General features: G+C 42.1%; 12 protein-coding genes. 8 read left to right on the top strand and 4 right to left on the bottom strand.

Features of this window, described 5'->3' with window-relative positions; genetic code table 11:
* Window positions 1-194: 194 nt before the first annotated feature.
* Window positions 195-1,829 carry an amidohydrolase gene (locus LH29_RS01255; RefSeq protein WP_045025756.1) on the bottom strand — a complete coding sequence of 545 codons (1,635 nt, stop codon included), beginning with the start codon at window positions 1,827-1,829 and terminating at the stop codon, window positions 195-197.
* Window positions 1,830-1,953: 124 nt separating this feature from the next.
* Here LH29_RS01255 and LH29_RS01250 point away from each other — a divergent pair, with 124 nt between their 5' ends.
* The 7 genes from LH29_RS01250 (at window position 1,954) to LH29_RS01220 (ending at window position 9,844) form a co-directional block, all read left to right on the top strand.
* Window positions 1,954-2,289, top strand: coding sequence for a hypothetical protein (locus LH29_RS01250; RefSeq protein ID WP_045025755.1), 336 nt, complete (start codon window positions 1,954-1,956; stop codon window positions 2,287-2,289).
* A 78-nt stretch (window positions 2,290-2,367) separates the two neighbouring features.
* Entirely contained in the window at window positions 2,368-4,461 is a 2,094-nt protein-coding gene (locus tag LH29_RS01245; RefSeq protein WP_045025754.1) for a TonB-dependent receptor, read from the top strand.
* 1 nt (window position 4,462) lies between these two features.
* Window positions 4,463-5,686: an MFS transporter gene (locus LH29_RS01240; protein ID WP_045025753.1), complete on the top strand. Its 1,224-nt coding sequence runs from the start codon at window positions 4,463-4,465 to the stop codon at window positions 5,684-5,686.
* Window positions 5,687-5,800: 114 nt separating this feature from the next.
* Window positions 5,801-7,177, top strand: a complete 1,377-nt coding sequence (hemN, locus tag LH29_RS01235; RefSeq protein ID WP_045025752.1) for an oxygen-independent coproporphyrinogen III oxidase — start codon at window positions 5,801-5,803, stop codon at window positions 7,175-7,177.
* A 5-nt stretch (window positions 7,178-7,182) separates the two neighbouring features.
* A complete protein-coding gene (gene hemG, locus LH29_RS01230) occupies window positions 7,183-8,541 on the top strand; it encodes a protoporphyrinogen oxidase (protein WP_045025751.1) in 1,359 nt (452 codons plus the stop codon).
* On the top strand, window positions 8,538-9,554 hold the full coding sequence (gene hemH, locus LH29_RS01225; RefSeq protein ID WP_052670508.1) for a ferrochelatase: 1,017 nt from the start codon (window positions 8,538-8,540) through the stop codon (window positions 9,552-9,554). Before hemG ends, hemH begins: the two co-directional genes overlap by 4 nt.
* Before the next feature lie 11 nt (window positions 9,555-9,565).
* Window positions 9,566-9,844, top strand: coding sequence for a hypothetical protein (locus LH29_RS01220; RefSeq protein WP_045025750.1), 279 nt, complete (start codon window positions 9,566-9,568; stop codon window positions 9,842-9,844).
* A gap of 2 nt (window positions 9,845-9,846) precedes the next feature.
* On the opposite strand, the gene LH29_RS01215 is transcribed toward LH29_RS01220, so the two are convergent.
* The 3 genes from LH29_RS01215 to LH29_RS01205 form a co-directional block, all read right to left on the bottom strand.
* Window positions 9,847-12,318 carry a glycoside hydrolase family 2 TIM barrel-domain containing protein gene (locus LH29_RS01215; RefSeq protein ID WP_045025749.1) on the bottom strand — a complete coding sequence of 824 codons (2,472 nt, stop codon included), beginning with the start codon at window positions 12,316-12,318 and terminating at the stop codon, window positions 9,847-9,849.
* Between the two features lie 18 nt (window positions 12,319-12,336).
* A complete protein-coding gene (locus LH29_RS01210) occupies window positions 12,337-13,701 on the bottom strand; it encodes an NAD-dependent succinate-semialdehyde dehydrogenase (RefSeq protein ID WP_157493523.1) in 1,365 nt (454 codons plus the stop codon).
* 590 nt (window positions 13,702-14,291) lie between these two features.
* Window positions 14,292-14,708 carry an OsmC family protein gene (locus LH29_RS01205; RefSeq protein ID WP_045025747.1) on the bottom strand — a complete coding sequence of 139 codons (417 nt, stop codon included), beginning with the start codon at window positions 14,706-14,708 and terminating at the stop codon, window positions 14,292-14,294.
* A gap of 159 nt (window positions 14,709-14,867) precedes the next feature.
* Here LH29_RS01205 and LH29_RS01200 point away from each other — a divergent pair, with 159 nt between their 5' ends.
* Window positions 14,868-15,569: a Crp/Fnr family transcriptional regulator gene (locus tag LH29_RS01200; protein ID WP_045025746.1), complete on the top strand. Its 702-nt coding sequence runs from the start codon at window positions 14,868-14,870 to the stop codon at window positions 15,567-15,569.
* Window positions 15,570-15,619 lie beyond the last annotated feature (50 nt).

The following is a 15,619-nucleotide window of genomic DNA, read 5'->3' as shown; positions in this document are numbered from 1 at the left end:
ATAGGTCATTAAGAGCAAAATTAATTTTACCAGACACGACGCATATTTAACCCCTTAAGAAAGATCGTTCTGAAAGGAAACAGCTTTCAAAAGTAGCCTGTAGAGTACATTGCAACCATCAAATCAAAAAGCCAATAAAAAAGGGATAAAAGCCAACCGGCTCCTATCCCTTTTCCATGAGCGTATTGTAATTTCTATAACTCAAACACTTTTTCCCCGGCACTCCAGGTACTCAATATTTTAGTGTTTAAAACTTCTTTTGGTTCTGCTTTCATCAAATCGGTATCCAATACAACGAAGTCGGCCCACATTCCGGGAACAAGCTGTCCTTTTTCATCTTCTTCAAACGATGATTTGGCCGCCCAGCTTGTCATGGCACGTAGCGTTTGTTCGCGTGTAAGTCCTTCATCTTTATGCCAGCCGCCTTCAGGCCAACCTTCATGATCGGCACGGAATACCGCTGAATAAAAAGTATATAGCGGATAAATATCTTCTACCGGGAAATCGGTTCCGGCAGGCACCCATCCAATCTGCTTCAGCAAGGTTTGATAGGCATAAGCACCTTTTATGCGCTCCGGCCCCAATCGATCTTCGGCCCAAGGCATATCGCTGGTGCAGTGCGTTGGCTGTATAGAAGGTACAATTGAAAACTCGGCAAACTTTTTAAAATCATCAGGATTAACAATTTGCGAATGTTCGATCCGCCAGCGACGATCGTTTTTCCCTTTCAGAAACCTACCGTAAGTATCCAGCATTAAACGGTTACCACCGTCGCCAATGGCGTGTGTGGCAACCACGAAATTATTATCGTAAGCCAGCTGGCAAATCATATCGTAATAATCCTGCGTTTCAATTTGCAGACCGCTGTTTCCTTCGTCATCCGAATAATCTTCCATCAGCAGTGCACCTCTTGAGCCCAAGGCACCATCGGCATAAACTTTTATGGTATTCACCAGCAAACGGTCGGTTTTGTAAGCTTCTCCTTTTTTCACAAAATAATCGAAGTTCTCCTGCGTAGGATTCAGCATGGCATTCACCCGCATTTTTAATGTGCCGGCCTCCTGCAATTCATCCATCAGTAAAATGGTTGCTTTATCCAGTCCGCAATCGGTAACCGATGTAAGGCCCGCAGCAAAACAGTTTTTCTGTGCTTCAAGCAAGCCCTTTTCCTGCTGAGCAGCAGTCATCTCGGGAATCAGCTTTCCAACAAAACCCATGGCGTTATCGATTAAAACTCCGGTAGGTTCACCATTTTTCAATAGCACTTCCCCGCCCTGAACTTTGCTATTTGCCGAAATACCTGCCAGTTCCAACGCTTTTGAATTGCACCAACCCGCGTGTCCGTCAACACGAACCAGGTAAACCGGAATGTCAGGGAATAACTCATCCAGTTTTGCTTTGTCCGGGAAGCGGGTGTCTTCCCAATCGTTCTGATCCCAGCTGCGGCCTAAAATCCATTCGCCACCAAATTTATCGTGGTGTGCTTTTAAAAGCTCATAAATTTCGTCCTGACTTTTTGTTCCGCGTAAATCGGCATATTGCAGCAAGTTTATCGCATAACCATTAAAATGACAATGCGCATCGTTAAAACCGGGATAAATAAACTTGCCTTCTGCATTAATAATATTATCCGAATCGTACTTATCATTGATTTCCTGTGAGGTACCAACAGCAACAATTTTCCCGTTTTTAACGGCAAACGACTCAGCAACTGTGAATTCCTCATCAACAGTATAAACCGAAGCTCCTGAAACAATCAGGTCTGCTTTTTCTTTTTGTGTACACGATGTCATTACAAATAATAGAATTAATGCCTTAAAAAAATTCATAGTTTATTTTTTGGTTAGCCACAAATGTAGCCTTTTCGGGCATATTTTAAAACAGCAAATCCGAGGGCCTTTTCCAACTATATATTATTATATTTGCGCGACTTACAGAAACTTAAAGGCAAGAATGTTTACAGTCGGCATATTTACAACGCATTTCCCCTACCTGGTGTTTATTGCCTGTTATGCCTGGTTTTTGCTTTTTGGCGTTGAGCAGGTTCAGGAAGGGAAAATACAGATTGCCGAAAAATCGATCCAGATCGAGTACCATGTAAATCAAACAAAAGCTTCGTCAGTTAGTGTGTACCATTTTTTCCAGCCCGAAAACTACGACTCCTCGGGTTTCAAAAACTATAACAACTTAATAATCAAACAAAAATGGAGAACCTACTTCACTCCATTTGCCAGTCAGGATTGTTTTTTAGAAGGTTCATTTTGTCGTCCCCCTCCCGCAATAGCCTGATTGCATTCAACCTATTATTTATACCATTAACCTTTGCTTATTGCAAGCAAATCATATTTATTCTGTTAAAGAAAATCCATGAAAAATATTTATGCCTTACTCTTTATGGCATTGCTGATTAACAGCACAGTAAATGCCCAACAAGATGAAAAAACCGACTCCATCAAACATTATCAGTTAGAAGATATTGAAATAAAATCGCCAAAATATAACCGGAACATTTTTAATATTCCGGCAGCTGCAACAATGGTCCCCGAACGGCTTATTGAAAACAACGGTGTAGAAGACCTGACCGGCGTATCGGCTATTGTTCCCAACTTTTTTATGCCCGATTACGGATCGAAACTTACTTCGCCGGTGTACATTCGCGGGGTTGGAAACCGCATAAACACGCCATCGGTAGGTTTGTATGTCGATGGTATTCCGTACTTTGAAAAAGCTGCTTTTAACTTCGATTTTTTTGATATTCAGCAAATTGAAGTTTTACGTGGCCCCCAGGGAACTTTGTACGGAAGAAATGCAATGGGCGGACTGATTAACATCATTTCGCGCCAACCGGGAGATGAGCGCTTTACCGAAATCACAACCGACTACGGTAATTACAACCAGTTAAATGCTCAGGTTTCTCACAATCAGCCTATCAGCAAATCATTTGCAGTTTTAGGAAACCTTGGGCTTCGCCATAACGATGGCTTTTTTACCAACCAATACAACAACAAAAAAGCTGACGAACTCGACTCTTATTCCGGGCGTTTGAAACTACTTTTTACTCCGGGAGACCGGTTTAAAGCAACAGGAAATGTGCAATACGAAGACAGCCGCCAAAGTGGTTATCCCTACGCAATTTATAACGACGAAACCAACGAAATCAGCGAAGTAAATTACAATCGCGAAAGTGGTTACGACCGCAAGCTTTTATCATCAGGATTAAACCTCGCTTATGCTGCCGATAACTTTCAAATCCGCGCTGTAAGCAGCTTCCAATCGGTAAACGACGAACAGGGAATTGACCAGGATTTTACCACCACCGATTTATACTTTGTAACGCAGGATCAGGATATTGACATGTTCTCGCAGGAGATAAATATCCAGTCGTATGAAAACGAAACGTACGAATGGCTGTTTGGCGCGTTTGCTTTTCACCAGGGCCTTGATAAAGAAGTGCACCTGGAAATGGGTGAAGATCAATTGGCTAAAATGCCTTTTACCGAATATTCGTACACCAAATATTACGACAACAGCAATTCGGGCCTTGCCTTTTTCCACCAGTCAACACTTAAATTCGGAGAGTTTTCGCTAACCGCCGGAATTCGTGCCGATTACGAAAAAGCAACCCTCGACTATGTTTACGATCGTTCGTTAAACGGAAATCTCAAAAATGAGGAAGCTTTTGAAAGCGACATGGATTTCTTCGAAATTCTTCCGAAACTGGCTGTAAAATACAGCATTTCAGAATATTTAGTTCCTTATGCAACCATTGCAAAAGGGTATAACTCCGGTGGTTTTAACTCAACTTTTGAACGTGAGGAAGACCGTTCGTTCGATCCTGAGCGATCGTGGAACTACGAAGCCGGGATTAAAACAAAGTGGCTAAAACAGCGCATTTACGCTAACCTCGCCCTGTTTTATATCGACTGGGATAACCAGCAAATTTACCAAACCGTGCCCAGCGGAACCGGATCGATGCTAACCAACGCCGGTAAATCGGAAAGTAAAGGTGTTGAGTTTGAAATTAAAGCTCTGCCGGCGAAAAACCTTGAAACCTGGCTGGCCTTTGGTTACAACGATGCAAAATTTGTGGAATACGAAAAAAACGAAAACGAAATTTACAACGGAAACTACCTGCCTTATGTTCCCCGCTTTTCGTTTAACATGGGCGGAAATTATACAATTGAAGTTAATTCAGGCTGGCTTGAACAAATTCGCTTGCACCTGACTTATAATGGCTTTGGAAAACATTATTGGAAAGAAACGAATATTGCTTATCAGGATTATTACGGATTGCTGAATTCACGTATCAGTTTCGATACAAAAAATATTCAGTTATCTTTCTGGGGTAAAAATATCCTTGATGCTGAGTACAATTCGTTTTATTTTCAGGCTGTTGGAAACTCGTATGCCCAATCGGGAAAACCGGCCACAATGGGCGTAAATTTGAAGGTAAACTTCTAAAATGAAACAAAGCGAAATAAAAAAATATTATACGCTGCTGAGCCTCTACCTGGCACAGTCGATCCCGATGAGTTTTTTCTCTACGGTGATCCCCGTGATCATGCGAATGGAGAATTACTCGCTGGAATCCATCGGTTATATCCAGCTGATAAAACTGCCGTGGATTCTGAAAATGCTGTGGGCGCCAATGGTTGATAAAACCAGTAAAAACAAACGGCACTACCGCAGGTGGATCATCATGTCGGAGGCTTTTTATGCGCTCATCATCATGTCGGTTGGTTATTTAAACCTACAAACCGATTTTACCACCATTATTATTCTGATGGTAATTGCATTTACCGCATCAGCAACGCAGGATATTGCCACTGATGCTTTTGCCATTCTTATTCTGAATAAAAACGAACGCAGCCTTGGAAACAGCATGCAATCGGCTGGTAGTTTTATCGGAACCATGATGGGCAGCGGTGTTTTACTCATTATCTACCATTATTTTGGTTGGTTATGGTTGTTGCGCTCGCTCGGTTTGTTTGTGTTGTTTGCACTCATTCCGGTGTCGCTGTACAACGCACGCAACGGAAACGAACCCGATCGTTCAACAAAAAATGTATCGCCACTGGAGTTTATCTACTTTTTCAGGCAAAGAAAAATTGGTGCTCACCTTTTGTTACTCTTCCTGTTTTATTCAGGAATTATCGGGATTTTAACCATGATAAAACCCTACTTCGTCGACCTGGGTTACGACATTAAAGAAATTGGAATCATCTCCGGAATATTCGGAACGGCCTGCGGTGTTCTCATGACCGTACCCGCAGGATTTCTGCTCCGTAAAAAAGGGATTACCAAAGCGGTGTGGATCTTTCCGGTAATTAATGTGCTGGTGGCCACTTTCTTTTTCGGACTAACCTATACCAACCATGCTTTGTGGTTGGTTTATTTGGGTGTCGCCCTGCTTTGGGGAGCATACGCCATGTCGTCGGTATTTGTGTATACCATGAGCATGCACGTAGTTCGAAAAGGGCGCGAAGGAACCGATTTTACCATTCAAATAGTAATTACACACCTAAGCAGCCTTGTTATTGCCATAATGAGCGGAAAAGTGGCCGATGCGCTTACCTACCGCGGGCTGTTTGCCATAGAAATAGGGCTCGGAATTCTTATCCTTGTCCTGTTGCCATTTGTCTTCAGAAAAAGTTTTTACCTGAAGTATGAACAAGAAACCGATTAAGACTCTTTAAATTAGTATTATGAAACGAACATGTATATTATTCAAACCCCAGATTATGATTAAAATATATGTGAGTTCCATACTATACCATTAAAAATATACAACTTTAATAGTATGAAAGTATCACAAAAACTAATAGAAAAATACAACACCCCGGTACCGCGATATACAAGTTATCCGCCGGCCAACTTCTTTTCACCGGAATTTACTCCGGAACAATACGTTAAAGTGTTGGAACAATCCAATTCAGAGAATCCACAGAATATTTCCATTTATATTCATATCCCGTTTTGCCCAAAGATCTGTTATTTCTGCGGCTGTAACACGCACCTAACACGCGACAAAAACAAAATGGAAGTTTATGTTGATGCGCTGAAAAAAGAGATCCGCATGGTGAAAAAGCTGCTTAGCGACGACCGTAAAGTGTCGCAGGTGCACTGGGGAGGCGGAACACCCAACTCGTTGTCGATCGAGTTGGTGGAAGACATTATGAATGTAATTCACGAGCTTTTCGAGTTTATTCCAAAACCGGAAATTGCCATGGAATGTCATCCGGCGATGCTGGATAAGGATTACATCGACCGCCTGGTAGCACTAAAGTTTAACCGCTTTAGTTTGGGTATTCAGGATTTTAACAAGGAGGTGCTGGATAATGTAAACCGCGATCCGTCGATTCTTCCCGAGGAAGATTTGGTGGCGATGATCCGCAGCCACGAGGGTACCAGCGTGAATTTCGATTTTATCTATGGTCTTCCGTTTCAGGACGAAGAATCGTTTGCAAAAACCATCGAGCGCGCTATTAATCTGTCGCCTGATCGTTTGGTAACCTTCTCGTATGCACACGTGCCTTGGGTAAAAAAAGCACAAAAAATACTGGATGCACGTGGATTACCATCAGCAACTAAAAAACTGGCCATGTTCGAGGTTGGTTATCGTTTACTGACTGAAAACGGTTACGATGCCATTGGTCTCGACCATTTTGCCCGCCCGGATGACGAATTGAGTATTGCCTTTAAAAACAAAACGCTGCACCGTAATTTTCAGGGATATTGCACTCGCGAAACTACCGGACAGGTTTATGCTTTTGGAGCCACCGGAATCAGCCAGCTGGAAAATGCTTACGCACAAAATGCCAAGGACACCAATACTTACGTTGACCAGATCAACGCCGGTAAATTTACCATTGAAAAAGGTTATCAGCTGAATGAAACGGAGAAGATCATTCGCCACGTCATCAACGAAGTGATGTGCAACTATTATATTTCGTGGGAGGAAGCGGCACAAATGCTAAAAACTTCTCCCGATGTAATTAAACAAAGCATAGTTTACGACGAATCGTTCCTTGCCGGTTTTGTTGAAGAAGGACTTTTATCGCTTTCGAAAGACGAACTGCACGTTAGTAAACAAGGACGTTTTTTTGTACGAAACATCGCTGCCAGCCTTGATCCGAACATGCGGAATGCGACCTTAAAATTCTCAAAAGCGCTATAAAAACCATGCAAAAAAACCAACTAAACATTGCCGTTATTGGGGCAGGACTAACCGGACTTACAACAGCTTATTACCTTAAAAAATTTGGTTTTAAGGTACAGGTTTATGAAAAAGATGACCAAGCTGGTGGAGTGATTAAAACCCACCGAAAAAATGGTTTTGTATTCGAATCGGGGCCAAATACCGGCTCGATGGGACAGGAAGAAGCTGCTGAGCTTTTTGAAGATCTGGCTGATGATTGTACGATTGAATACGCCAACAAAAGCGCCGAAGCACGCTGGATTTGGATGGGCGGCAAGTGGCACGATATGGAAATGGGCGGTTTAAAAGCCATCACCACTCCCCTTTTTACATGGTACGACAAGTTTCGTATTCTGGGTGAGCCATTTCGTAAACCGGGCACCGATCCGAATGAAACAATTGCCGATATGGTACGCCGCCGAATGGGAAAAAGCTTTCTGCGAAATGCTATCGATCCTTTTCTGTCGGGAGTTTATGCGGGCGATCCGGAGAAACTGGTAACACGTTTTGCTTTGCCCAAACTTTACTGGTTGGAGCAAAACTACGGCAGTTTTATCGGCGGTAGTATCAAACAAAAAAAGGCACGTAAAAAGGAACCACCACGCAAAGCCAATCGCCAGGTATTTTCGGTTGAAAACGGATTGGATAACCTGACAAAAGCGTTGGTTAAAAATATTGGTAAGGAAAATATTAAGCTGGGCTGCAAAAACCTTGAGGTTAAAAAAGAAGGAGATTTTGAATATTCGTTGGATGGAGAAAGTTTTACCCATGTAATTTCGGCAGCCGGATCGCATGCTTTGCCCGGTCTGTTTCCATTCTTACCGAAAGAGAAGCTTCAGCCGATTGAAAAGATGAGCTATGCCAAAGTTACCCAGGTGGTGCTTGGTTTTAACAACTGGAAAGGCATCCCGATCAAATCGTTTGGAGGGTTGGTACCTTCGGCCGAAAAACGCGATGTGCTGGGTATTTTGTTGCCGGGTTCGTTCCTAAAAAACCGGGCGCCTGAAAACGGCGCGTTGCTATCGGTGTTTATGGGCGGTATTAAAAGACCCGAAATGTTTGAGTATTCCGATGATAAAATAAAAGAAATTGCAGAGCGCGAAGTACGCGAAATGATGGGCCTCGAAAGTTTTGAGCCCGATCTGATGGAGATTTTCCGCTATCCGCATGCTATTCCGCAATACAGTTTCGAAAGCGAAGAAAAACTACAGGCCATTTCCGATCTGGAGACCGAATTTAAAGGGCTCAAGCTTGCCGGAAACATGCGCGACGGAATTGGTATGGCCGACCGGATAAAACAAGGTAGAACAATTGCGAACCAATTTGCAGAAGACTATAAATGATGGAGAAAATAGCTGTTTTGTTAATGAATGTTGGTAGTCCCGACGAGCCTACCGTTCCGGCGGTTCGAAAATACCTCACCGAGTTTTTAAACGATGAACGTGTTATCGATCTGTCGTATCTGCTTCGGAAATTTTTGGTAAATGCGATAATCATCCCGTTCAGGGTGAAAAATTCAACCAAATTATATCAGCAGTTATGGACCAAAAAAGGTTCGCCGCTGATTTATATTTCTGACGAGTTAAAGCAAAAACTTCAGGAAGAACTGGGTGAGGATTATGAAGTTTTTATGGGAATGCGTTACGGAAATCCGGGTTACAAAGCAGCTCTGGCAGACATAAAAAAGAAAGGTTTTGAAAAGCTGATTTTACTGCCCCTGTTTCCGCATCATGCCATGTCAACCACTGAAACGTCGCTGGTTGCCGCGCAAAAAGAGATAAAAAAGCTGGGAATAAAATCTGAAGTTTTTGAGATTGGTCAATTTTACCACGATCCAAAATTTATTGATGCTTTTGCCGAACGGATTCAACAATACAATTTGCAGGATTACGACCATATTATTTTTTCGTACCACGGTTTACCTAACCGGCATTTGGAAAAGTGCCATCCGGGAATTAAAGTGGAAAATTGCAGTTGCCAAAACGCAATGCCGGAGCACGGTGCTATGTGTTATCGCGCTACGGTTTACGAAACTTCGCGTTTGTTGGCCACCAAATTAAAATTGCAGCCCGAAAATTATTCGGTAGGTTTTCAGTCGCGCTTGTCGAAAAACTGGCTGACACCATTTACCGATGAACTGCTGGCAGAAAAGCTTGCTGAAGGAAAAAAGAAAATACTGATTGCTGCACCTTCGTTTGTTACCGATTGCCTGGAAACAACACTGGAACTTGGCGTGGAATACGGCGAAGAATTCCTTGAAAAAGGAGGAGAAAAATTACAATTGGTTGATAGTTTAAACACTGAAAAAAGCTGGGTGGAAACGCTTGCATACCTGGTTCGCAAAAGCATTTCATAAAAACAGAAACAATGCACACTTACGAATGGCATCTTTTTTATACCTGCCTGGCCACTTTTGTGGTTAACCTGCCTTTTGGATACCTGCGCGGTGGTTTTCGTAAGCTATCCTTTTGGTGGTTTGTTGCCATTCATGCACCTGTTCCGCTGATTATTCTAATCCGGAAGTTTTTCGATATACAACTAAGCTGGAGCCTCGCTCCTTTTCTTTTCGGAAGTTTTTTCCTTGGCCAGTTTGTTGGCCGGAAAATCTATGGATTAAAACCATGGCGTAAGAAAACAGACAATTAGAATTACTGAACTATAACCGTGGAATGACCACTTTCTAAGCCTTCTGAAGTAGCAGTAACCTTAATTTCTGCACCGTCCTCTCTCGGACGAACGATTAACTGACATTTACCGCGAAACGTATTCACTCTCGGCTGCTGAAAGCTTTTCATATCCGATGGATTTCCGTTAGCCACAGCTTGCAGGCTACCATTTCCTTCAATCGTAAATTCAACAGGAAGTTCGGCATTTGGAACTAAATTTCCATTGGCATCAACAACTTCAATATTAAAATACGCCAGGTCGTTACCCGATGCTTTTGCAATTTCGTTTTCGGCAACTACTTTTAGCGCTGCCGGTTTCCCAGCTGTTTTTAAAGATTGCCGAACCACTTCTTTTCCATCTTTTATTCCAATGGCAACCAATTCTCCAGCCTGGTAAGACACATCAAAATAAGCAGCTAATGCTTCTATTTGGCGCGATTCAGAAGGAACATCCATTTGTTGAGCCCCGCTGTTTTTCTGAGCTACATCTTTTTTTCCAATTACCTCCCCGTTCAGTTCCAGTTGTACCTGATCGCAACGTGTATAAACTGCTACCTGTAGCGGTATTCCTTCGTTTCCTTCCCAGTTCCAGCTTTTCCATTCTTCGGGCCATCCCCACATACTAACCACTTCTGTTCTGCCATCAGGAACAGGTTCATGAACCAGCATTTCAAGCTCGCTGTTGCGCCAAACTACATCGCGGTAATACATTTGTGGTTTCTTGTAGCCAAGGATGCTTATATCGCCACAATATGCATTATACCATGGCCAGTCAGGCAAGAAGCCAACATTCTCATTATCGAGGTTATTATGTCCTATTCCGCTCTCTCCAAGGTAATCCATTCCGGTCCATACAAAATCACCAATTATATACGGATGTTTTTCAACCAAATCCCAATTATCAAATGCTTCTTTAGGGAAAGATTCCGTTCCCACAATTATACGTTCAGGATGCTTTTCATGATCAGGTTCATAGTTTTTCCATTGGTAATTATAGCTGTGAATATCCATTTGCGCAAAAGCCGGGATTGTGCGGTCCCAGTCCCATCCCGGATGATCCCAGAAATGACAAATGGCCTGTGTTACCGGACGCGTATTATCCATGGTGAGTACTTTTTCGCGAAGAAATTTAAATATTTCCAAACCTGAAGAATCGGCACGCTCGTTAATTTCGTTACCGACACTCCATACTACAATCGACGGATGATTTCGGTCGCGCAGTATCATCGATTCCAGATCTCGCTCCCACCAGTCGTCAAAATAAAGATGATAGTCCTGATCGTTTTTGCCGCGTTGCCACTGATCAAATGATTCATCCATTACTAAAATTCCCAACTCGTCGCAGGCATCTAGGAAATGTTTTGAAGGTGGATTATGCGAAGTACGGATAGCATTAAAACCATTTTCCTTCATGGTTTTTACTCGTCGATATTCGGCAGCTTTAAATGCTGCCGATCCCAACGGGCCGTTGTCATGGTGTAAACACCCACCCTTTAGTAAAACGCTTTTGCCGTTCAACAAAAATCCTTTTCCCGGAGAAAAATCTATAGATCGGATTCCAAACCTTTCATCGTATTCGTCGATGACCATATTGCCATCAAGTAGCTGCATTTTTGCTGTATATAAAGCCGGACTGTCAGGAGACCACAACGATGGAAATTCCAATTCAGTTTGTAAAACAGCAGTTGCCTGATTTAAATCAACAGGTGAATTCCATTTTGCCACGATTTGTCCATCAGGGTTTAGCAACTGCCCCTCTAATGTCAGTCGTTCAACTGATTCGTCAGCTTTAATTTTTGTTTCGATCTTTACGGTAGCTTTTTCCTCAGAAACTTCCGGAGTTGTTACATAAACGCCCCACAAATCAATATGAACCGGATTCAGTTTTAACAAACTTACATTTCTGTAAATTCCTGATCCACTGTACCATCGTGAGTTTTTGCCTTCGTTTTTCACCTGAACAGCCAAAACATTATCTTCGCCCGATGCATTTAAATACTCCGTTAAATCGTAAGCAAAAGCAGTGTATCCATACGGATGGTTGCCAAGATGATTACCATTGATCCAGAAATCGGCATTCATATAAACGCCATCAAATAGAATCTTAATCGTTTTGCCTTCATCTTCAGGTGCGAGTGTAATATGTTTCCGATACCAGGCCGTTCCACCTACAACGTGACCGGTGGAAGCCTTTCCTGCACTTTCTTCCGAAAATGGTCCGATCTGTATTACTCCTTCTTTTTCAGGAAGGTCTTCAATACTGTAATCGTGCGGCAGATCGAGTGTTCTCCAACCGGAATCATCAAAATCCACATTCTGTCCACCTTGAACATCGGATCTGATAAATTTCCAGTCCTTATCAAATGATTCTTCACGACTAATGATTGTTTCCTTCTGGGTGCAGGAAACCAAAAGAAGCAGAGCGAATACTCCACCGTAAAAGGTTTTTAGCATAAGTTTAGGTTTAAAAGCTTATTTTACAAAAACAGTTTTTACATTCATAAATTCCTTGATACCTTGTACGGAAAGTTCGCGGCCAAATCCACTGGTTTTTATTCCGCCAAAAGGTAAACGCGGATCCGATTTCACAAAATCATTTACAAAACAGGCACCGGCTTCCAGTTCAATTTCGGCGATATGTTCGCCCTTTTTAATATTTTGCGTAAACACGGCTGCTCCTAAACCAAAATCGGTGTCGTTTGCTACGCGAATGGCCTCTTCCTGGTCTTTTACTTTTATTACCGAAGCCACCGGACCAAACAGTTCTTCTTCATACGCCGGCATTCCCGGCTTCACATTTTCAAGAATGGTTGGCGGGTAAAAAGCCCCTTTACGATGCGGAATTTCGCCTCCAATAATTATTTCAGCGCCTTTATTTACCGAATCAACAACCTGCTGGTGCAATTCGTCGCGCAGATCTTCACGTGCCATTGGCCCCATTGTACTTTCCTCGTCGAAAGGATCGCCAAAGTGTGCAGCGTTCATTTCGTAGGTAAAAAGCTCGAGGAAATGTGCGTAAACCTCTTCTACCACGATAAAACGTTTGGCACCGATACAACTTTGTCCGGCATTTAGCAGGCGGCCTGCAGCACATTTTTTGGCAGCCATTTCCAGGTCGGCATCTTTTAAAATCAGGTACGGATCGCTGCCGCCCAGCTCCAGCACGCATTTTTTCAATTCTGCTCCGGCCAGGGCTGCAACACTTTTACCGGCAGGTGTACTTCCGGTGAGACTCACTCCTTTTATGGCTTTATGTTTGATCACTTTTTCAACCATCGGGCTGCCAATTAACAGCGAACGAAATACGTTTTCAGGGAATCCGGCCTCACGGAAAATCTCTTCGATTGCCATGGAACAGCCCGGCACATTGCTGGCATGTTTTAGTACGGCTGTGTTACCCGCCATTAGTGTTGGAGCTGCAAAACGAAACACCTGCCAAAACGGAAAATTCCAGGGCATAACAGCTAAAATAGTTCCGATTGGCTGGTACGAAACGTATGATTTTCTGGCCTGTGTGGCTATGGTTTCGTTTTCGAGAAACGCCTCGGCGTTGGCTGCATAATACTCGCAAACCCATGCGCACTTTTCAATTTCGGCAATTCCTTCGCTTTTTACTTTCCCCATTTCCTGAGCCATCAGCAAAGCCAGCTCTTCTTTTTTGCTGCGTAAAATACTGGCTGCATTTTGCATCAGCTGCCCCCGATGATGAAAGGAAGTACTTCGCCAGTGATGCCATATTTTATCTACTGAATTAATGATCTTTTCAACGCCTTCTTCAGAGTGTTTTTGATAGGTTTTTACTATTTCGTTTGTTACCGGATTAATCGATTTTAACATAGTGAGATTCTTTATTGATCTATAAAATTATAAAAGTTTCAGGACTTCGTTAGCCCCAAAACATTTTAATTTAAGTATGATTCTTATAAAGTAATTTGTTTGATAAACTTCCCTCAATATTGCAATAGGTAATCAGCTTTATTTCTATTACATAACAAATTCAAGTTGAAAATCATTTCGTCTTTCCAGACAGGAAATCCTTTTTCCTATAGCTGAAAAAGGATTCAAAAAAGCCACCGCTGACGATAAAAAGCTAAAAATAAACTCCTTTCACTAAAATCAAGAAACTCCTCCTTTTAGCCCTTCATACTTCAGGGCTAACGAGCGTCAAACAGACTTGATTTTTTAACGTTCCCTCCATTTATTTTCTTTACGCTTTTTCTCGAAGGCGGATCTGAGCGCAAATTTTGTGCGGGCCCGTCAAAAATCCGTCAGTCGGGCTAATTGGCAACACTGAAAAAACGCAAAGGTTATTTTTGACAAGATTTTTGGTTCCTTTTCATCGATTGGAAAAGGAACTGCCCGTCTGGCATAAAGACAAAAAGCAACCCATAAAAAGATTGCTTTCATATATTTTCACGAACCAGAATTTATTCCACTATCCTGATCTCTGTTTTCATTTCCATAGCCTGACGATACACGGCACTAACACCGCAGTATTTCTCCTCTGAAAGTTTAACTGCTTTTTCCAGTTTATCCATCGGAAGATCCTTTCCTTTAAACTGGTAAACGATGGTCATTTTGTTGTAATATTTCGGATGATCTTCTGTTAGTTCACCCTCAACAATTACATTAAAAGCTTCCAATTCAACCTTCATTTTTTTCAAAATCATCACCACATCAATACCCGTACAACCTGCCAGTGCAGTTAACATTAATTTCTTCGGACGCGGTCCTAAATCGCTGCCACCCACTTCTTCTGTGGCGTCGATAACTACCTTATGTCCATCCATATCCGTTTCAAAAGCCAGCTTGTCGGTCCAGGCCATATCTATTATATGCTTCATAACATCCTTATTTTAAAATACTTTACATTAAATTTGTACACAAATATACAACATCTAACTATCTATATAAATAGTTTTTCGAATAATGCAGATAATTGTATTTTTAAGCCAAAATAAAAAAAGGTTATTCCAGTATTAAACGTATAATCAGTTCAGGAAATGAGAAGCGCAATTAAAAGGCCGTCGGACGAAGAAACAAATTTGAGTGGTTTTCAACTTTTTAAGAAGTTAACCGAAGAGGAATTTACACGGCTGAATTATGAAAAAACTTGTTCGCTTTATAAAAAAGGCACCATCATTTATCGCGAGGGCAGCCGGCTAACCGGTTTTTTCTGTGTTACAAGGGGAATTATCAAAATCTTTAAAACAGGAATCGACGGCAAAGAACAAATTATTCGTTTTGCCAAAAAGGGCGAAATTATTGCCTATCGGTCGTTGCTAAGCCAGGAACTGGCATGTACAACTGCCAAGGTAATCGACGATGCCGCGTTGTGTCATGTTCCTTATCAAACCTTGTTGTATCTTATCCAAAACAACTGGCAATTTTCGCATCACATGCTGCAAATTGTTTGTCGCGAATTGCGCGAGGCCAACGATTACATTACGGATATTGCGCAAAAAACAGTTCGCGAACGACTGGCAGAAGTTCTTTTACTTTTGAAAGAAAACTTTGAGCTGGATAACCAAAACACGCTTCAAATTTCGTTAACGCGCGAAGAACTGGCTAACATGGTTGGTACCGCAACCGAGTCGGTAATTCGTTTATTATCAGAATTCAAGAGCGACAAACTGATTGAATTGCAGGGACGAAAAATTAAATTTTTAGATACTCCTGCACTAACACGGGTGGCTAATTTATAAGCACGCTACATATTTTCAGAAACCGGCTAATGGCCGGTTTTTTTGTTTAA

The organism is Draconibacterium sediminis, assembly GCF_000949475.1.
In the GTDB taxonomy this organism is placed as follows: domain Bacteria; phylum Bacteroidota; class Bacteroidia; order Bacteroidales; family Prolixibacteraceae; genus Draconibacterium; species Draconibacterium sediminis.
Note: the sequence above shows the minus strand (reverse complement) of the source record. Positions and strands in the feature narration are given on the sequence as shown.

Coding starts and splice junctions, on each gene's coding strand:
- LH29_RS01255 (WP_045025756.1), bottom strand. CDS start 1,829: ATGAATTTTTTTAAGGCATTAATTCTATTATTTGTAATGACATCGTGT.
- LH29_RS01250 (WP_045025755.1), top strand. CDS start 1,954: ATGTTTACAGTCGGCATATTTACAACGCATTTCCCCTACCTGGTGTTT.
- LH29_RS01245 (WP_045025754.1), top strand. CDS start 2,368: ATGAAAAATATTTATGCCTTACTCTTTATGGCATTGCTGATTAACAGC.
- LH29_RS01240 (WP_045025753.1), top strand. CDS start 4,463: ATGAAACAAAGCGAAATAAAAAAATATTATACGCTGCTGAGCCTCTAC.
- hemN (WP_045025752.1), top strand. CDS start 5,801: ATGAAAGTATCACAAAAACTAATAGAAAAATACAACACCCCGGTACCG.
- hemG (WP_045025751.1), top strand. CDS start 7,183: ATGCAAAAAAACCAACTAAACATTGCCGTTATTGGGGCAGGACTAACC.
- hemH (WP_052670508.1), top strand. CDS start 8,538: ATGATGGAGAAAATAGCTGTTTTGTTAATGAATGTTGGTAGTCCCGAC.
- LH29_RS01220 (WP_045025750.1), top strand. CDS start 9,566: ATGCACACTTACGAATGGCATCTTTTTTATACCTGCCTGGCCACTTTT.
- LH29_RS01215 (WP_045025749.1), bottom strand. CDS start 12,318: ATGCTAAAAACCTTTTACGGTGGAGTATTCGCTCTGCTTCTTTTGGTT.
- LH29_RS01210 (WP_157493523.1), bottom strand. CDS start 13,701: ATGTTAAAATCGATTAATCCGGTAACAAACGAAATAGTAAAAACCTAT.
- LH29_RS01205 (WP_045025747.1), bottom strand. CDS start 14,708: ATGAAGCATATAATAGATATGGCCTGGACCGACAAGCTGGCTTTTGAA.
- LH29_RS01200 (WP_045025746.1), top strand. CDS start 14,868: ATGAGAAGCGCAATTAAAAGGCCGTCGGACGAAGAAACAAATTTGAGT.